Source organism: Pseudomonas spelaei, from assembly GCF_009724245.1.
GTDB classification, from domain to species: domain Bacteria; phylum Pseudomonadota; class Gammaproteobacteria; order Pseudomonadales; family Pseudomonadaceae; genus Aquipseudomonas; species Aquipseudomonas spelaei.
In genome coordinates this window covers 178,926-195,719 of sequence record NZ_WNNK01000006.1, presented here as the reverse complement: position 1 = coordinate 195,719, position 16,794 = coordinate 178,926, and the positions used below count along the sequence as shown (strand labels likewise).

General features: G+C 60.2%; 18 protein-coding genes. 3 read left to right on the top strand and 15 right to left on the bottom strand.

All coding sequences use genetic code 11. The features are described 5' to 3' along the window. Window positions 1-2 precede the first annotated feature (2 nt). The 6 genes from GNF76_RS09480 to ubiE form a co-directional block, all read right to left on the bottom strand. Window positions 3-281, bottom strand: coding sequence for a twin-arginine translocase TatA/TatE family subunit (locus GNF76_RS09480; protein ID WP_155582910.1), 279 nt, complete (start codon window positions 279-281; stop codon window positions 3-5). 25 nt (window positions 282-306) lie between these two features. Beyond that, window positions 307-639, bottom strand: a complete 333-nt coding sequence (locus GNF76_RS09475; protein ID WP_017478214.1) for a phosphoribosyl-ATP diphosphatase — start codon at window positions 637-639, stop codon at window positions 307-309. A gap of 2 nt (window positions 640-641) precedes the next feature. After that, window positions 642-1,034, bottom strand: a complete 393-nt coding sequence (hisI, locus tag GNF76_RS09470) for a phosphoribosyl-AMP cyclohydrolase (protein ID WP_155582909.1) — start codon at window positions 1,032-1,034, stop codon at window positions 642-644. 64 nt (window positions 1,035-1,098) lie between these two features. After that, window positions 1,099-2,703, bottom strand: a complete 1,605-nt coding sequence (gene ubiB, locus GNF76_RS09465) for a ubiquinone biosynthesis regulatory protein kinase UbiB (RefSeq protein ID WP_155582908.1) — start codon at window positions 2,701-2,703, stop codon at window positions 1,099-1,101. Beyond that, window positions 2,700-3,323 (bottom strand): ubiquinone biosynthesis accessory factor UbiJ, encoded by a 624-nt coding sequence (locus tag GNF76_RS09460; protein WP_155582907.1) that lies wholly within the window; start codon window positions 3,321-3,323, stop codon window positions 2,700-2,702. The genes ubiB and GNF76_RS09460 overlap by 4 nt, the downstream gene beginning before the upstream one ends. Continuing rightward, complete coding sequence (gene ubiE / locus GNF76_RS09455) at window positions 3,323-4,093, bottom strand: bifunctional demethylmenaquinone methyltransferase/2-methoxy-6-polyprenyl-1,4-benzoquinol methylase UbiE (RefSeq protein ID WP_003209306.1); 771 nt, start codon at window positions 4,091-4,093, stop codon at window positions 3,323-3,325. Before ubiE ends, GNF76_RS09460 begins: the two co-directional genes overlap by 1 nt. Before the next feature lie 144 nt (window positions 4,094-4,237). Between ubiE and GNF76_RS09450 the strand changes: the two genes are divergently transcribed. The 3 genes from GNF76_RS09450 (at window position 4,238) to GNF76_RS09440 (ending at window position 6,091) form a co-directional block, all read left to right on the top strand. Further along, complete coding sequence (locus GNF76_RS09450; protein ID WP_155582906.1) at window positions 4,238-4,513, top strand: polyhydroxyalkanoic acid system family protein; 276 nt, start codon at window positions 4,238-4,240, stop codon at window positions 4,511-4,513. 105 nt (window positions 4,514-4,618) lie between these two features. Next, window positions 4,619-5,041, top strand: a complete 423-nt coding sequence (locus GNF76_RS09445) for a phasin family protein (protein WP_155582905.1) — start codon at window positions 4,619-4,621, stop codon at window positions 5,039-5,041. Window positions 5,042-5,053: 12 nt separating this feature from the next. Further along, window positions 5,054-6,091: a phasin family protein gene (locus GNF76_RS09440; RefSeq protein ID WP_155582904.1), complete on the top strand. Its 1,038-nt coding sequence runs from the start codon at window positions 5,054-5,056 to the stop codon at window positions 6,089-6,091. 51 nt (window positions 6,092-6,142) lie between these two features. On the opposite strand, the gene GNF76_RS09435 is transcribed toward GNF76_RS09440, so the two are convergent. The 9 genes from GNF76_RS09435 to argS all read right to left on the bottom strand — a co-directional run bounded on the left by GNF76_RS09435 (window position 6,143) and on the right by argS (window position 16,754). Further along, window positions 6,143-6,763 (bottom strand): TetR/AcrR family transcriptional regulator, encoded by a 621-nt coding sequence (locus GNF76_RS09435; RefSeq protein ID WP_155582903.1) that lies wholly within the window; start codon window positions 6,761-6,763, stop codon window positions 6,143-6,145. 33 nt (window positions 6,764-6,796) lie between these two features. Then, complete coding sequence (gene phaC / locus GNF76_RS09430) at window positions 6,797-8,479, bottom strand: class II poly(R)-hydroxyalkanoic acid synthase (RefSeq protein ID WP_155582902.1); 1,683 nt, start codon at window positions 8,477-8,479, stop codon at window positions 6,797-6,799. A gap of 158 nt (window positions 8,480-8,637) precedes the next feature. Beyond that, window positions 8,638-9,483 carry a poly(3-hydroxyalkanoate) depolymerase gene (gene phaZ, locus GNF76_RS09425; RefSeq protein WP_155582901.1) on the bottom strand — a complete coding sequence of 282 codons (846 nt, stop codon included), beginning with the start codon at window positions 9,481-9,483 and terminating at the stop codon, window positions 8,638-8,640. A 167-nt stretch (window positions 9,484-9,650) separates the two neighbouring features. After that, window positions 9,651-11,330 (bottom strand): class II poly(R)-hydroxyalkanoic acid synthase, encoded by a 1,680-nt coding sequence (gene phaC, locus GNF76_RS09420; RefSeq protein WP_155582900.1) that lies wholly within the window; start codon window positions 11,328-11,330, stop codon window positions 9,651-9,653. A gap of 249 nt (window positions 11,331-11,579) precedes the next feature. Continuing rightward, window positions 11,580-11,957: a gamma-butyrobetaine hydroxylase family protein gene (locus GNF76_RS09415; RefSeq protein WP_155582899.1), complete on the bottom strand. Its 378-nt coding sequence runs from the start codon at window positions 11,955-11,957 to the stop codon at window positions 11,580-11,582. Window positions 11,958-12,138: 181 nt separating this feature from the next. Continuing rightward, window positions 12,139-13,476 (bottom strand): ATP-dependent protease ATPase subunit HslU, encoded by a 1,338-nt coding sequence (gene hslU / locus GNF76_RS09410; protein WP_155582898.1) that lies wholly within the window; start codon window positions 13,474-13,476, stop codon window positions 12,139-12,141. 38 nt (window positions 13,477-13,514) lie between these two features. After that, window positions 13,515-14,045 (bottom strand): ATP-dependent protease subunit HslV, encoded by a 531-nt coding sequence (gene hslV / locus GNF76_RS09405; RefSeq protein WP_155582897.1) that lies wholly within the window; start codon window positions 14,043-14,045, stop codon window positions 13,515-13,517. A 260-nt stretch (window positions 14,046-14,305) separates the two neighbouring features. Continuing rightward, window positions 14,306-15,016 (bottom strand): SPOR domain-containing protein, encoded by a 711-nt coding sequence (locus GNF76_RS09400; RefSeq protein ID WP_155582896.1) that lies wholly within the window; start codon window positions 15,014-15,016, stop codon window positions 14,306-14,308. A 1-nt stretch (window position 15,017) separates the two neighbouring features. Beyond that, a complete protein-coding gene (argS, locus tag GNF76_RS09395; RefSeq protein WP_155582895.1) occupies window positions 15,018-16,754 on the bottom strand; it encodes an arginine--tRNA ligase in 1,737 nt (578 codons plus the stop codon). Window positions 16,755-16,794 lie beyond the last annotated feature (40 nt).

Here is a 16,794-nt window from a genome sequence, read left to right as displayed (position 1 = left end):
GCTCACGAGTCTTTGCGGGTCGGCTCTTGGACTTTCTCGGCCTGCACGTCGAAGGTGCGACGCTCGGTGATCGGCTGGGCGGCCTGCGGGTGTACAGGCTGGGCCGGTGGCACCGGGTTGGAGGCAGGGTCGGCTGGCTTTTCTTCGTCGTTCATGGCCTTGCGAAAGCCCTTGATGGATTCGCCGACGTCGGTGCCCAGGTTCTTCAACTTCTTGGTGCCGAACACCAGTACAACCACTACCAGAATGACGATCCAGTGTTTCCAGTCAAAAATGCCCATGCTGCAATTCCTCTCTAAAGATTATTCAAGCGGACGGGCGCGAGGCCTTTTCGGCGTGCCCGGACAAGCCGAAGCGACGGTCCAGTTCATCAAGCACGGCCTGCGGATGCTGCCCCAGTTGGGCGAGCATCACCAGGCTGTGGAACCACAGGTCAGCGGTTTCATAGATCACATCACTGCAGTCGCCGCTGATCTGTGCGTCCTTGGCGGCAATAATAGTCTCGACGGATTCTTCGCCGAGCTTTTCCAGAATCTTGTTCAGACCCTTGTGGTACAGGCTGGCGACATAGGAACTGTCGGCAGCCGCGCCTTTGCGGTCTTCCAGCACCTGGGCCAGGCGGTTCAGGGTGTCAGTCATGTTCAGTGTCCTGCCGAATAGATGGCGTGCGGGTCTTTGAGCACGGGCTCGACGGTCTTCCACTCGCCGTTCTCGAACACGCGGTAGAAGCAGCTGTGACGGCCGGTGTGACAGGCGATACCGCCGATCTGCTCGACCTTGAGGATCACCACATCGGCGTCGCAGTCGATGCGCATCTCGTGCAGGGTTTGCACGTGCCCGGACTCTTCGCCCTTGCGCCACAGTTTGCCACGCGAACGTGACCAGTAGATGGCACGGTTCTCGGCGGCAGTGAGGCTCAGGGCCTCGCGGTTCATCCAGGCCATCATCAGCACGCGCCCAGTCTTGTAGTCCTGGGCAATGGCCGGCACCAGGCCGTCACTGTCCCACTTGATCTCGTCCAGCCAGTCTTTCATGTTCGACTCCGACAACCGGGCCCTGTCAGCCTCGGCAATTTGCGACAGTGTATAACCGGACGGGCTATCGGCGCACGATCAGATATATACCCACGGCGACCATGATCCCCGCTGGCCAGTGGCCCAGTTCGTTCAATGGTCCGCCTGCGGCCAGGATCACGCCGCCGGTCAGGTGGGCAGCGCCCAACAGGCGCAGGAACCAGTCGTCGCGGCGCGTGTGCCACGGCGGTGCCGGGTCCTTCGCGTGGGGCTGGGACATGCGCTCCAGCAGGTCGCGGGTCATGTTGGCCAGGTGCGGCAGTTGCTCGACCTGGCTGTGCAGGTTGCCCAGCAGGGTTTTCGGGCTGACCCGCTCGCGCATCCAGCGTTCGAGGAACGGTTGGGCGGTGTTCCACAGGTCCAGGTCCGGGTACAACTGGCGGCCCAGGCCTTCGATATTGAGCAGGGTTTTCTGCAGCAGGACCAGCTGCGGCTGCACTTCCATATTGAAGCGCCGGGCGGTCTGGAACAGGCGCATCAGCACCTGGCCGAAGGAAATATCTTTTAACGGTTTTTCAAAGATCGGCTCGCACACGGTGCGGATTGCCGCTTCGAACTCGTTGAGCTTGGTTTCAGCCGGCACCCAGCCTGAATCGATGTGCAGTTGCGCCACGCGGCGGTAGTCGCGCTTGAAGAAGGCGAACAGGTTGCGGGCCAGGTAGTCCTGGTCTTCTGGCGTCAGGCTACCGACGATCCCGCAATCGATCGCAATGTACTGCGGGCTCCACGGGCTTACGGTGCTGACGAAGATGTTGCCGGGGTGCATGTCGGCGTGGAAGAAGCTGTCGCGGAACACCTGGGTGAAGAAGATCTCCACGCCACGCTCGGCGAGCATTTTCATGTCGGTGCGCTGGTCGGCCAGGGTCGCCAGGTCGGTGACCTGAATCCCGTAGATACGCTCCATCACCAGTACTTTTGGTCGGCACCAGTCCCAGTAGACTTGCGGCACATACAGCAGCGGTGAGCCTTCGAAGTTGCGCTTGAGCTGACTGGCGTTGGCGGCTTCGCGCAGCAGGTCGAGTTCGTCGTAGATGGTTTTTTCGTAGTCGGCGACCACGTCCACCGGGTGCAGTAAACGCGCATCGGCGGAGAAACGTTCGGCGGCGCGGGCGAGGATGAACAGCCACGCCAGGTCCTGGCCGATAATCGGTTTGAGGCCCGGACGGATCACCTTGACCACCACTTCTTCGCCCGTCTTGAGCTGGGCGGCGTGAACCTGGGCCACCGAGGCCGAGGCCAGCGGTTCGATATCGAAGCGGCTGAACACCTCGCTGATCTTCTTGCCCAGCTGCTCTTCGATCAAGTTGACTGACTGCTGCGAATCGAACGGCGGAACGCGGTCCTGCAACAGCATCAGTTCGTCAGCGATGTCTTCGGGCAACAGGTCGCGGCGGGTGGACAGGATCTGCCCGAACTTGATGAAAATCGGCCCCAGGTCCTGCAATGCCAGGCGCAAGCGGGCGCCACGGCTCAGGTCCAGGGTCTTGCGCGGGAACCAGCGCCACGGCAACACATAGCGCACCGCCAACAAGAACCACGGCAGCGGCAGGGCGAACAGCAGGTCATCAAGGCGGTAGCGGATTACGACGCGCTGGATACGAAACAAACGGCGGACGGCAAGCAGCTTCATGCTTTATCGCTTGAATCAAGGGATTGGCTCAGGCGCTCGAAGCGCGCCTCCAGCCGTTCCAGGTCGAGTTTGGCCTGGTCGAGTTCACGAAAGCGCGCTTCGGCCTCCCGTTGTCCGACCAGGGTGCGCGATTCTTCGCTCAGGTATTCGGCAAGGTTCTGGTTCAGGCTGGCGAAGCCCTGCTGGTACCAGCGTGTGCGGCTGCGCAGGTGGCCACTGATCAGTTGCGTGGCGACCGGGCCGAGCCAGCGGGACAGCTCGTATTCCCAGTCCAGTTCCAGGTCTTGCAGTACGGCGGCCAGGTCCATCAGCACCGTGCTGTCACCTTCCAGGATGACGTCCGGACCGTGGAGGATCGCCGTTTTGTCGCGGCTCAACGCCAGACGTAACAGGTAGGGCGCGGACGCGCGCAAGGTGCAGTCGGCATCGGCGGCCCATTGGGTTGCCAGCAGCAGGCCTTCATCGCTGGGCAGGATAAACAGCTGCAAGGCAGGGCTGGTGCAGTCGACGGCGATGACTTTGCCGTTCAAGTGCGCCAGCCGTGCCAGGGCGGTACTGTCCAGGCGCAGAACACGGTTAAGGCCGTGCTCAACGCTGGCGAGCAGGCCTGCGAACAGCATCAGGGCTTGATGCCGCGGTGCAGGGCGACGATGCCTGACGTCATGTTGTGGTAGGTCACGCGGTCGAAACCGGCCTCTACCATCATCGACTTCAGGGTTTCCTGGTTCGGGTGCATGCGGATCGATTCGGCCAGGTAGCGGTAGCTTTCGGCGTCATTGGTGATCAGCTTGCCCATCAGCGGCATGAAGGCGAACGAGTAGGTGTCGTAGACCTTGGACATCAGCGCGTTGGTCGGCTTGGAGAACTCCAGTACCAACAGGCGACCGCCGGGCTTGAGCACCCGCAGCATCGAGCGCAGGGCGTCTTCCTTGTGGGTCACGTTGCGCAGGCCGAAGGCGATGGTCACGCAGTCGAAGTGGTTGTCCGGGAACGGCAGCTTTTCAGCGTCGGCCTGGACGAACTCAATGTTGCCGGCCACGCCTTTGTCCAGCAGGCGGTCACGACCGACCTTGAGCATCGAGCCGTTGATATCGGCCAGTACCACTTGCCCCGTAGGGCCGACCAGTTTCGAGAACTTGGCCGCCAGATCGCCCGTTCCGCCGGCGATATCCAGCACGCGGTTGCCGGTGCGTACGCCTGACAGCTCGATGGTGAAGCGCTTCCACAGGCGGTGCATGCCGCCGGACAGCACGTCGTTCATCAGGTCGTACTTGGCGGCCACCGAGTGGAACACCTCAGCGACTTTTTCCGCTTTCTGGCTTTCCGGGACGTTCTTGAAGCCGAAGTGAGTGGTGGGTTCGGCATCGCTGCCTTTGCGCTGATCAGTCATATCGCTGTCACCAAAAGAGAATGCGGGACATTCTAATCCCCAAGGCATGCTTTGTCTTGGCAAGGGTGAAGGTAAGATAGGCCATCACCGAGACCTTTTGCCGCATGGAAGGTTTTCAAGTCTCTATAAAGAGGAGTCATACCAATGGCCCGTATACACGTTGAGCGTGCCCACACTCTTGGTAAAGAAGCTGCCCGGGCCAAGGCCGACAAGTTGGCGCAAAAACTCAAAGATCAATATGGCCTGGAGCCTTCGTGGTCCGGCGATACCTTGAACCTCAAGCGCTCGGGGGTAAAAGGCACCCTGAAAGTAGCGGAAGACTCTCTGCGTATCGACGTTGAACTGGGCCTGTTGATGTCGGCCATGAGTGGCAGCATCAAGTCCGAAATCGAGAAGGCGTTGGATAAGGCCCTGGCGTGATACCGACCTTCTTAGGGTGCTGTTTCTAATTTTTCTGCCTACTTTGTGCCTGAGCCCTCAACTCCTGTGGGCAGTTCCTCCACCCTTTTATGCGTGAGGTGCACCATGGCCAAAGTTATTTTGAAGAAAAAAATTGCTGCTTCAACTAACGCCTTCTACGACGTTAAAACCTATGCCCGCAAGATCTGGCTGGCGGGTCTTGGGGCATATGCCAAGGTTGGAAGTGAGGGCGGCGAGTACTTCAAAGAGCTCGTAAAGACCGGTCAACATGTTGAAAGTAAAGGTAAAAAAGTTGTGATTGAACAACTTGATGCCGCCAACAGTCAGATTGATCAAGTCAAGAGCAATGTCTCCAGCGTCAAAGGTCGCGTCGAAGTGCAACTGGATAAAGTCGAGAAGGCTTTTGATACTCGTGTTGCAAGTACCTTGAATCGGATCGGCATTCCGTCTAAACATGACGTGGAGACACTCTCTGCTAAGCTCGATGAGCTGACGGCATTGCTCGAACGTGTCGCGCGTAAACATTAAGGAGACAACGGGATGGCTGTTCAAAAGAAAACTCAGAAAGAAGGCAGCTCGTGGATCGGGGAAGTTGAAAAATACTCCCGTAAGATCTGGCTTGCTGGTTTAGGCGTGTACTCGAAGGTCAGCAGTGACGGCGGTAAATACTTCGAGACTTTGGTTAAAGACGGCGAGAAAGCCGAGAAGTTGACCAAGACCACTGTCGGTAAACAAGTCGATGCAGCGAAAGGTTCCGCCAAGTCCCGGCTCGGTGCTGTAAAAGACCAGGCACTGGGCAAGTGGGATGAACTGGAAGGGGCATTCGACAAGCGTCTGAACAGTGCCATTTCGCGACTGGGTGTCCCTAGTCGCAATGAAGTGAAGGCGCTGCACAGCAAGGTCGATACGCTGACCAAGCAAATCGAAAAACTGACCGGCGCGAAAGTGGCGCCAGTGGCGGCGAAAACCGCAGCGGCAAAACCGGCTGCCAAACCTGCTGTGAAAACGGCGGCGGCCAAACCTGCTGCGAAAAGCGCTGCCAAGCCACTGGTCAAGGCCGCGGCTAAACCCGCAGCCAAAAAACCAGCAGCCAAGGCGCCTGTAAAAGCTGCCGCTAAACCTGCTGCCAAGCCTGCCGCCAAACCGGCAGCGAAAACTGCAGCTGCTAAACCCGCCGCCAAACCAGCAGCCAAGCCAGTCGCGGCCAAGGCAGCAGCAAAACCTGCGGCCAAGCCGGTTGCAAAACCTGTAGCTAAACCTGCCGCCAAACCTGCGGCGAAAACCGCAGCTGCCAAACCTGCTGCAGCCAAGCCGGCAGCCAAGCCTGCCGCTGCGAAACCTGCGGCAAAACCGGTTGCGGCCAAACCCGCCGCCAAACCTGTGGCTGCCAAGCCGGCTGCAAAGCCTGTCGCGGCAAAGAAACCCGTCGTAGCCAAGAAGCCAGCAGCACCCAAGCCAGCCGTTGCAGCCAAGCCTGCAACCCCGGTTCCATCGACCAATTCGGTCTCTGCGCCGACACACGCCACCGCTACCCCGACTGCAACGCCGGCAACCCCGACGCCTTCCAGTCAGTCCTGATTTTCAAGGGACACACAAAAACGCCCGGCCTGCGAAGGTCGGGCGTTTTTGTTATTGCGCGTCATCCAGATAGCGCAGCGCGAACCTTTCCGTCGCCTGTCGCGCCGGCATCAACAGGTGCGGCGCCACCAGCATCATGATCTGGTACACCACCACCCGTACCTCCCCTTCACGGTCGAGAATCCGCTGGTAATCCAGGGAAAACAGCAAGGTCATGGTGATCTGCTCCACCAGTTGCCCCAGGGCCTGGGTATCACTGGCAAGCTGCCCCTCGGTCTTGAGCCGCGCCAGCAACGAGGCAAGCGTGCGCTTCAGTGCCGTCAACAGATTGCGAATGCCCTTGGCCAGTTTCGGCAAGCGTCCGGCCAGATTCGACAGGTCCTGGAACAGGAACCGATAGTGCGCCATGCGCTCGACGATCAGGTGCAGGAACAGCCAGTAATCCTCAGCCGCCAACTGCACATCTGCCGGCGGATCAAGCAGTGGCGCCAGTTCACCCTGAAAGCGCTCGAACAGCCCAAGCACCAGCGGTTCCTTGCCATGAAAGTGGTAGTAGAGGTTGCCGGGGCTGATCCCCATTTCATTGGCCACCTCCATGGTCGATACATTCGGTTCGCCCTTGTGGTTGAACAACTGCAGGGCACATTCAAGGATACGGTCGCGGGTTTTCATCCAGTCTTCTTAGGTGATCGGTGAGCCAAGGCGTCAGCGCACCCGCACATAAGTGCCGGGCGCCGCTTCCATCGGTGGGTAATTCTGGTTGCCCAGGGCCGTCAGGGTTTCGCGTTGCACGCCGGAACGCTGCTGAATCCACGCAAGCCATTGCGGCCACCAACTGCCCTCGATGTGGCTGGCGTCGTAATACCAGGCGCGCGGGTCGCTGCTCAGTCTGGGGTTCTCGACGAAGTTGGCCTTGGGGTTGCCCGGCGGGTTGAGGATGCTCTGGATATGCCCGCTGTTGGACAGCACGAAGCGCTTGTCGCCGCCCAGTAACAAGGTCGAACGGTAGACCGCATCCCACGGTGTGATGTGGTCGTTGATCCCGGCCACGCTGAAGCTGTCCACTGTGACCTTCTGCAGGTCGATAGGCGTGCCGCACACTTCGAGGCCACCGGGATGGCTCAGCGGGTTGTGTTTGAAGAAATCCAGCAGGTCGCCATGCAGCGCGGCCGGCAGGCGGGTGTTGTCGTTGTTCCAGTACAGAATGTCGAAGGCCGGCGGTTCTTTGCCCAGCAGGTAATTGTTGATCCAGTAATTCCAGATCAGGTCATTGGGGCGCATCCAGGCAAACACCTTGGCCATGTCCCGACCATCCAGCACCCCTTGCTGGTAGGAGCGACGCTTGGCGGCTTCCAGGGTTTGTTCGTCGGCGAACAGTGTGGCCGGGCTTTCGATCTGGCTGTCCAGCAGGCTCACCAGATAACTGGCACTGGAGATCCGCCGCAACTGGCGCTTGGCTTGCAGGTGGCCTTGCAACGCGGCGATGGTCAGGCCGCCAGCACAGGCGCCCATCAGATTGACCTCACGGGCACCAGTGATCGCCCGGCATATATTCAACGCCTCCTCCAGAGCGGCGACGTAAGTGGAGAGGCCCCATTCGCGGTGTCGCACGTCCGGGTTGCGCCAACTGACCATAAACACTTGCAGGCCGTTCTTCAGCGCGTACTGGACGAAGCTGTTGGCCGGGCTCAGGTCGAAAATGTAGTACTTGTTGATTTGCGGCGGCACCACCAGCAGCGGCTTGGCGTACTGTTTTTCGCTCATGGGCTTGTACTGGATCAGCTCCAGCAACTCGCTGCGAAACACCACTGAACCGGGCGTTGTGGCCACCGTCTTGCCCACTTCAAAGGCCTGCTTGGTGACTTGGCGCGGCAAACCATTGTTGTGCAACAGATCGTCAAACAGATTGCTGACGCCGCGCACCACACTGTTGCCGCCGGAGTTGAGCAGCTCCTTGATCGCCAGCGGATTGAGCAGGGTGTTGGACGGTGATACTGCATCGTTAAGCAGGGTGAAGGCGAAATGCGCCCGTGCCCGATCGTCGGCGCTCAGGGTGCTGTCGTCGATCCAGTGGCGAGTCTGCTTCTGCCAGCTCAAATAGGCTTGCAGGCTGCGCCGGTAGAAGGGGTTGAGTTTCCAGGTGGGGTCGGCGAAGCGGCTGTCGCGTGGATTGGGCTCGTGTACGGTTTCGCCCAGCAGCACGCGGCCTAACTGTCCACTCAGGGCCATGGCATGCCGTGCACTGTGCAGCGGGTTGCGCAGCCCGTGGGCCGCGACGCTGCGCAGGGTCGACAGCAAGTCCCGACCACGCAGGCCGGTGATTGCACTTTGTGCATTGATGAACGCGGCGGGGGTGGGCACCGCGTCCTTCATGGGTTTGTCTCGCATGAGTCAACACTCCTTCGTCAAGCCATCAACAAGCACGCCAATTCAGAACCATAGTTGGTCTGTAGCCGCTGTCGAGGAACGAGGCTGCGATGGGCTACGCAGCGGCCCCCCAAAGGCGGTCCTGCGGACCGCATCGCAGCCTCGTTCCTCGGCAGCGGCTACAGGGCCGGCTGCGGATGAATCACTGCACGCAAACGCTCTTCCTGGAGAAACTTCATGATGATCGGTGCCACGGCTTCGGCCCGGGTAATCAGAAACAGATGGCCGTCGTCGATGATGTGCAGTTGGGCGTTGGGGATGCGCCAGGCCAGCATGCGCATGTTGATCAACGGGATCAGCGGATCGTCATCGCCCGCCAGCACCAGGGTGGGCTGCTTGATCTTGTGCAGCCAGTGGATGCTGGTCCAGCCCAGGCCTGCGAACAGTTGCCAGTAATAACCCAGCTTGCCGGCCGAACGCACTTTACTCGCATGTTCGGCCGCCAGTTTTGAATCCCGACGGAAAGAGCCGCCATAGATCATCGGTGCAATGCGCACCACATGGGAAGGTTGGATATAGCGCCGAGGGCTCGCCATCAGCCACAGCACCTTTGGCTTGCCGGGGACCATAAAGGCCCCGGCTGCCGTCGCCGCTAGGATCAGCTTCTTGCAGCGCTCCGGATAGTCGTAGGCAAACTGCTGCGCCAGTGCACCGCCCCAGGAAACCCCCACCGCGTTGACCTGGCCATAGTCCAGGTAATCGAGCATGCGGGCGGTGAGCTTGGCCAGGCCGGGGAAGCGATAAGGACGACTGGGTGTAGAAGAGCCGCCAACACCCGGTACATCAAAGGCAATCACTTCCAGGTCCGGGTCCAATGCCTGGACGAACGGAAACACCAGCTCAAGGTTGGCGCCGATGCCGTTGAAAATCAGCAACGGCGTCAAGTGAGACTTGCCCGGGCGTACCGCCGTGCGGATGGCTTGGCCATCCAGGTCGATGGTACGGAAGATGAACGGTTGCGGCATGGGCTTACCCTGTGAAATGGCGCGCTATTTCCCTGTCGAAACTCGGTCAATGTGGGAGCTGGCTTGCCTGCGATGGCGGTATGTCAGACACACTCATGTTGTATGTGCCTATGTCATCGCAGGCAAGCCAGCTCCCACACTGACCTCATTCCCGCCGCAAATTATGTTTACCGTTCGTGAACGTAAGTACCCGGCGCCGCTTCAGCTGCTGCATGTGCCTTGTTACCCAGCACTGTTGGCGCCTTCTTCAACTTGCCCGACCGCTCCGCCTGCCAGGCCTGCCAATGCAGCCACCAGGAGTCGGTGTGCTTGGTGGCGTTTTCCTGCCAGTCCAGCGCCTTGCCCGGCATGGTGTCGCTGGTCTGGTAGCGCGACTTGGGGTTGCCCGGCGGGTTAAGGATGCTCTGGATATGACCGCTGCTGGACAGCACGAATTCCACCTTGCCACCAAACAGTTGCGCCGACTTGTAGCAGGACTGCCAGGGCGTGATGTGGTCGTTGGTGCCCGCCAGGGAGTAGATGTCCGCCGTCACCTGTTTGAGGTCAATCGGCGTGCCGCACACTTCCAGTGCATTGGCGCGCACCAGCGGGTTGTTTTTGAACAATTCGATCAAGTCACCATGAAAGGCGGCCGGCAAACGGGTGGTGTCGTTGTTCCAGAACAGGATGTCGAACACCGGCGGCTCGTTACCCAACAGGTAATTGTTGACCCAGTAATTCCAGATCAGATCGTTAGGGCGCATCCAGGCGAACACCTTGGCCATGTCGCGACCTTCCAGCACGCCAGCCTGATAGGAATGGCGCTTGGCCGCTTCCAGGGTCTGCTCGTCGACGAACAGCGCCACCTGGGTGTCCAGGGTGGTGTCCAGCACGCTCACCAGCAGAGTCAAGGCGTTGACCTTCTTCTCCCCCAGCGCCGCGTAATGGCCCAGCAGCGCGGTGCAGGTGATGCCGCCGGAGCAGGCACCGAGCATGTTGACGTCTTTGCTGCCGGTGATGGCAGTGACCACGTCGACGGCTTCTTTCAGCGCTTCGATATAGGTCGACAGGCCCCACTCACGCTGGGCCTTGGTCGGGTTACGCCAGCTGACGATAAACGTCTGCTGGTTATTGCGCAGGCAGAAGCGCGCCAGGCTCTTATCCGGGCTCAGGTCAAAGACATAGAATTTGTTGATCTGCGGCGGCACCACCAGCAACGGGCGCTCGTGGACCTGTTCGGTGATCGGCCTGTACTGAATCAACTCCAGCACGTCGTTGCGAAACACCACGGCGCCTTCGGTGGTGCCCAGGCTCTTGCCCACTTCGAAGGCGCCCATGTTGACCTGGCTCGGCATGCCGCCGTTGTGCACCAAATCCTTGGCCAGGTGCGACAGGCCATCCAGCAGGCTTTTGCCGCCCGTCTCGAAGAAGCGTTTGACCGCCGCCGGGTTGGCAGCGCTGTTGGTCGGGGCCATGGCTTCGGTCATCAGGTTGATCACGAAGTGCCCGCGACTGATGTCGTGTTCCGACAGGTTGCTGTCGCCAATCCAGTCGTGCAGCTCCTTGCGCCACGCCAGATAGGTTTGCAGGTAGCGTTTATAGAGCGGGTTCTGGCTCCACGCCGGGTCGTTGAAGCGACGGTCATCGCTCTCGGGTGTCAGCTCTGATTTGCCGAACACCACGTTCTTCAGCTCGACGCCAAAGTGGGCGACATGCTTGACGCTGTGCAACGGTTGCTTGATGGCTTGGGTCAGCACCATCCTCGCAGAAGCCAATAAATCCTTTTTGCGTAACGCGATGATCGGGTTCAGCCCCAGGGTGTTTTCCGAGGCTTGGCGTTTCAAGTCATCGTTATTCTTGTTACTCATCTACGACGCTCCATTGTCCGAAAGACGAGTACCGGGTACCGCTGTGTCCTTGCTCTTGCGACACAGCACAAGCCAGGTACTGCTGCTCGGATGACCGTTGATACCGCATCGTCAAATGCAGGGAACTTGCCAGTTCCATTGGTTACCCGAGTTTAATTTTTTTCGCAAGCGGGCCAATCGTTGGCCACGCGACAGGGCATTCAAGCAGATGAAATTAGAAAATGCCCACTAATGAGCAAGAGGCTTGAGCTAGAGCATCAGCCTGACGACCGACTCGCTCGGATCGCGGGTTTTTCCGGCGGCTTTGAGTTCGGCCAGGTAATCGGCCCACAAATCGTCCTGACGCACGGCGAGCTGATAGAGGTAGTCCCAGGTGAACAGTCCGCTGTCATGACCGTCGTCGAAGGTCAATTTCAGTGCGTACTGGCCGGCGGGTTCGATCTTGGTCAAGCCAACATTGAGCTTGCCGAATTGCAGGATCGGCTTGCCGTGGCCCTGGACCTCGGCGGAAGGCGAATGCACCCGCAGGAACTCGGCGGGCAGGTGGTAGACCTCGTCGGGGCCGTAGGTCAGCGACAGGGTCTTGGAGGCTTTGTGCAGGTTGATGGCGGTGGGCAGCTTAGTCATTTGGGTTCGCTCAGAGATGATCCTGAAGGAACCGACTTAATGTGGGAGTCGGGCTTATGTGGGAGCCGGGCTTGCCCGCGATGGGATCGCCGCGTGGTGTCAGAAACACCGCAGTGATGCCATCGCAGGCAAGCCAGCTCCCACACAAGCCCAGCTCCCACACCAGCCATTCCCGGAAGACTTACAGGATATAACGAGACAGATCTTCGTTCTGCGCCAATTCGCCCAAGTGACCATTGACGTAGTCGGCGTCGATCTTGATCGCCTCGCCATTCTGCGCCCCAGCTAAGTCACCGGCGCTGAAGGACACTTCCTCCAGCAGGCGCTCAAGCAAGGTGTGCAGACGACGGGCGCCGATGTTCTCGGTCTTCTCGTTGACCTGCCAGGCGATCTCCGCCAGGCGCTTGATACCGTCCGGCAGGAACTCGATGGCCAGGCCTTCGGTTTTCAGCAGTTCGCGGTATTGCTCGGTCAGCGAGGCGTGCGGTTCGCTGAGGATGCGTTCGAAGTCGCCTGGGGTCAGCGCCTTGAGTTCCACGCGAATCGGCAGGCGGCCTTGCAGCTCCGGCACCAGGTCGCTTGGCTTGCTCAGGTGGAACGCACCGGAGGCGATAAACAGGATGTGGTCGGTCTTGACCATGCCCAGCTTGGTGTTGACGGTGCAGCCTTCGATCAGCGGTAGCAGATCGCGCTGTACGCCCTCACGGGAGATGTCAACGCCACCGGAGTTGCCGCGCTTGGCCACCTTGTCGATTTCATCGATAAACACGATGCCATGCTGCTCAACGGCTTCCAGGGCCTTGGCCTTGAGTTCTTCTTCGTTGACCAGGCGCCCGGCCTCTTCGTCACGCACCAGCTTCAGTGCGTCCTTGACCTTGAGCTTGCGGCTTTTTTTCTTGCCCTTGCCCATGTTGGCGAACAGGTTCTGCAACTGGTTGGTCATTTCTTCCATGCCAGGCGGGGCGGAGATGTCGACGCCGGACACTTCGGCGACTTCGATCTCGATTTCCTTGTCGTCCAGTTGGCCTTCACGCAGACGCTTGCGGAACAGCTGGCGGGTGTTGGAGTCCGAGGTGGGCGCCGCGTCTTCGTTGAAACCCATGCGTGCAGGTGGCAGCAGGGCGTCGAGGATGCGTTCTTCGGCGGCGTCTTCGGCGCGGTGGCTGACCTTGGTCATTTCCTGTTCGCGCAGCAACTTCAGGGCGGCGTCGGCCAGATCACGGATGATCGATTCGACGTCGCGGCCCACATAGCCGACTTCGGTGAACTTGGTCGCTTCGACCTTGATGAACGGTGCGTTGGCCAGTTTGGCCAGGCGGCGCGCGATCTCGGTTTTACCGACGCCGGTAGGGCCGATCATCAGGATGTTCTTGGGGGTTACTTCAACACGCAACTCTTCGGGCAGTTGCATCCGGCGCCAGCGGTTACGCAGGGCAATGGCAACGGCGCGCTTGGCATCGTCCTGGCCGATGATATGGCGGTTGAGTTCGTGGACGATTTCGCGGGGAGTCATGGACATAATAATTGGCGGTCCTCAAGCAAGAAAAAGCCGACGGCTTATTCCGCGAGGTCCTGCTCCTCAATGGTGAAGTTGTGGTTGGTGAAGACACAGATGTCGCCGGCGATACCAAGGGCCGTCTCGACGATTTCACGGGCCGACAGATCGGTTTTCTTCAACAGTGCGCTGGCCGCGGCCTGGGCGTAGCCACCACCGGAGCCCATGGCGATCAGGCCGTGCTCGGGTTCTACCACATCGCCGTTACCGGTGATGATCAGCGAGGCGTCTTTGTTAGCGACTGCCAGCATGGCTTCAAGGCGGCTGAGGGAACGGTCGGTGCGCCATTCTTTGGCGAGCTCGACGGCGGCGCGGACCAAGTGGCCCTGGTGTTTCTCAAGTTGGCCTTCGAAACGCTCGAACAGGGTAAAAGCGTCAGCGGTGGCGCCCGCAAAGCCGGCGAGGACTTGGCCGTGGTACAGGCGACGCACTTTTTTTGCGTTGCCTTTCATCACGGTATTGCCAAGGGAAACCTGGCCGTCGCCGCCCATGACGACAATGCCGTGGCGACGAACTGAAACGATGGTGGTCAAGGGGAGAGTCTCCACGCTGCGGGGCGAAAATGCCCTGATGGAACTCATATGGGGGTGACGGGGGGGATTTCAACTGTAGGAAGGGAGGGCTGTAGCCGCTGCCGAGGCACGCGGCTGCGATGCATGTCCGCAGGACCGCCCCTTGGGCCGCTGCGCAGCCCATCGCAGCCGTGTGCCTCGGCAGCGGCTACAGCCGTATTCGCGAGCAAGTCGAATCGTCGCACCGCCGCTCCCACATTTGGTTCGCGTTTAGCCTGGAATCAGCGGCTCTGGCGCTGTTGTAACAACAGGTTGCTAAACCCTGCGCCGGCCAGTTGTTTCTGAGCGACGGTCAGTTGCTCGCGGTTGCTGAACGGTCCTACAAGCACTCGATACCAGGTCGCTTCCTTCACCGTCCCGGACTCCACCGTCACCGATTGCCCGAGCAAAATGATCTGCGCCCGCACCCGATCAGCATCCGCCTGCTTGGGGAACGAACCCGCCTGCAGGAAGAATTTGGTCACCGGTGCCGCCTTGGTGGTAGCGACGGGAGGCGGTGGCGGAGGGGTAATCCCGGCCAGTGCTGCCTGGGCCCGGGCGGTATCGATTTTTGCCGCTTCCGCAGGTGTCACGGGGGTCGTTGGTATCACGGGCACTTGTGGCGTCGGCAGGGTTTTCTCCGGCACGGCGTCGGGCGGCACGATCACTTCCGATTCCGGCAGCAGTGTGTAGAAGTCGTATTTCGGCTTCACAGGGGCGGTTGGGCTGGGGACAGTCTTGTTCGCTTCGGCCATTTTCGTGGCTTTCTGCTGCTCCTGTTTGACCCGCTTGACGTCATCGCCCTTGCCCGGCTCCAGCTTCATCAGAAACACGATAAAGGCGCCGACAGTCAGGCCGATGGCCATCCACAACCAGCCGGGAATAGGTTTCTTCGCCGGTGCCTGGTAGCGGCTGGCGCCGCGCTTGGGTGCAGGTTTTTTCTTGGCAGCCAACTTACATACGCTCCAGAGTTTCCAGGCCCAAGAGTTCCAGGCCTTGCTTGAGGGTCCGTCCAGCCAGTGCGGCGAGGCGCAGGCGGCTTTGCTTTTGCGCTTCGTCGTCGGCCGTCAGGATCGGGCAGTTCTCGTAGAAGCTGGAGAACAACCCGGCGACTTCATACAAATAGGTGCAGAGGATATGCGGTGTGCCTTTCTCGCCCACACTGTTCAGCACTTCGCCGAATTGTGCCAGCTTGGCCGCCAGTTCGTGTTCCTGTGGCGCTTCAAGGTTGATCTGGCCTTGGACCTCACTGAAGTCCTTGCCCAGCTTGCGGAACACGCCGGCTACCCGAGTGTAGGCATACAGCAGGTATGGCGCGGTGTTGCCTTCGAAGTTGAGCATCAGCTCGAAGTTGAAGCTGTAGTCGCTGGTGCGGTGCTTGGACAGGTCGGCGTATTTCACCGCGCCAATGCCCACCACGCGGGCGATGTTACGCAGGTCGGCTTCAGCCAGTTCCGGGTTCTTTTCCTTCACCAGGGTGTAGGCACGCTCCTGGGCTTCGTTCAGCAGGTCGATCAGCTTCACGGTGCCGCCGTCGCGGGTCTTGAACGGGCGGCCATCGGCGCCGTTCATGGTGCCGAAGCCCATGTGTTCCATGTGCATCGGGTGCGTGACGAAACCGGCGCGGCGCGCCACTTCGAACACTTGCTGGAAGTGCAGGGCCTGGCGCTGGTCGACGAAATACAGGGCACGGTCGGCTTTCAGCACACCGCTGCGGTAGCGCACGGCGGCCAGGTCGGTGGTGGCGTAGAGGTAGCCGCCGTCGGCCTTGACGATGATCACTGGCAGCGGCTCGCCGTCGGCGGTCTTGAACTCTTCGAGGAACACGCATTGGGCGCCGTTGCTTTCTACCAGCAGGCCCTTGGCCTTGAGGTCGTTGACCACGTTGATCAGGTCATCGTTGTAGGCGCTTTCGCCCATCACGTCGGCCGGGGTCAACTTGACGTTGAGCAGCTCGTAGATCTCCTGGCAGTGGGACAGCGAGATATCGCGGAAGCGGCTCCACAGCGCCAGGCACTCGGGGTCGCCGGCTTGCAGCTTGACCACCAGGCCGCGGGCACGGTCGGCGAACGCTTCGGATTCGTCGAAACGTTTCTTGGCGGCGCGGTAGAAGTTTTCCAGATCGGCCAGTTCGTTGCTGGTGATCGGGTTTTCCTGCAGGTACGCCATCAACATGCCGAACTGGGTGCCCCAGTCGCCCACGTGGTTCTGGCGGATCACGGTGTCACCGAGAAACTCCAGGACCCGTGCCACGCCGTCGCCAATGATGGTCGAGCGCAAGTGGCCAACGTGCATTTCCTTGGCCAGGTTGGGTGCCGACAGGTCGATCGCCACACGCTGGGTCGGGCCGGCCTTGCGCACGCCGATCTCGGCGTCAGCCAAGGCAGCGTCCAGGCGCGAAGCCAGGGCCTGGGTGTTCTGGAAAATATTGATAAAGCCCGGACCGGCGATTTCAGCCTTGCTGACTTGCGGGTCGGCGGGCAGCGCGGCGATGATTTTTTCTGCCAGATCGCGAGGTTTCATGCCCGCAGGCTTGGCCAGCATCATGGCGATGTTGCTGGCGAAGTCACCGTGGGTCTTGTCGCGGGTGTTTTCCACCTGGATCGCCGGCGTCAGGCCTTCAGGCAACACACCTTCGTTGACGAGTTGGGTGAGGGCTTGTTGGATCAGCTGGCGAATGGTGTCTTTCATGGTCTTCTCTTTCGACCGCAAGCGGCGGCGCGTCGATGCG

Bases quoted from the DNA above. Each gene is read 5' to 3' on its own strand.
- GNF76_RS09480 (WP_155582910.1), bottom strand. From the start codon at position 281: ATGGGCATTTTTGACTGGAAACACTGGATCGTCATTCTGGTAGTGGTT.
- GNF76_RS09475 (WP_017478214.1), bottom strand. From the start codon at position 639: ATGACTGACACCCTGAACCGCCTGGCCCAGGTGCTGGAAGACCGCAAA.
- hisI (WP_155582909.1), bottom strand. From the start codon at position 1,034: ATGAAAGACTGGCTGGACGAGATCAAGTGGGACAGTGACGGCCTGGTG.
- ubiB (WP_155582908.1), bottom strand. From the start codon at position 2,703: ATGAAGCTGCTTGCCGTCCGCCGTTTGTTTCGTATCCAGCGCGTCGTA.
- GNF76_RS09460 (WP_155582907.1), bottom strand. From the start codon at position 3,323: ATGCTGTTCGCAGGCCTGCTCGCCAGCGTTGAGCACGGCCTTAACCGT.
- ubiE (WP_003209306.1), bottom strand. From the start codon at position 4,093: ATGACTGATCAGCGCAAAGGCAGCGATGCCGAACCCACCACTCACTTC.
- GNF76_RS09450 (WP_155582906.1), top strand. From the start codon at position 4,238: ATGGCCCGTATACACGTTGAGCGTGCCCACACTCTTGGTAAAGAAGCT.
- GNF76_RS09445 (WP_155582905.1), top strand. From the start codon at position 4,619: ATGGCCAAAGTTATTTTGAAGAAAAAAATTGCTGCTTCAACTAACGCC.
- GNF76_RS09440 (WP_155582904.1), top strand. From the start codon at position 5,054: ATGGCTGTTCAAAAGAAAACTCAGAAAGAAGGCAGCTCGTGGATCGGG.
- GNF76_RS09435 (WP_155582903.1), bottom strand. From the start codon at position 6,763: ATGAAAACCCGCGACCGTATCCTTGAATGTGCCCTGCAGTTGTTCAAC.
- phaC (WP_155582902.1), bottom strand. From the start codon at position 8,479: ATGCGAGACAAACCCATGAAGGACGCGGTGCCCACCCCCGCCGCGTTC.
- phaZ (WP_155582901.1), bottom strand. From the start codon at position 9,483: ATGCCGCAACCGTTCATCTTCCGTACCATCGACCTGGATGGCCAAGCC.
- phaC (WP_155582900.1), bottom strand. From the start codon at position 11,330: ATGAGTAACAAGAATAACGATGACTTGAAACGCCAAGCCTCGGAAAAC.
- GNF76_RS09415 (WP_155582899.1), bottom strand. From the start codon at position 11,957: ATGACTAAGCTGCCCACCGCCATCAACCTGCACAAAGCCTCCAAGACC.
- hslU (WP_155582898.1), bottom strand. From the start codon at position 13,476: ATGTCCATGACTCCCCGCGAAATCGTCCACGAACTCAACCGCCATATC.
- argS (WP_155582895.1), bottom strand. From the start codon at position 16,754: ATGAAAGACACCATTCGCCAGCTGATCCAACAAGCCCTCACCCAACTC.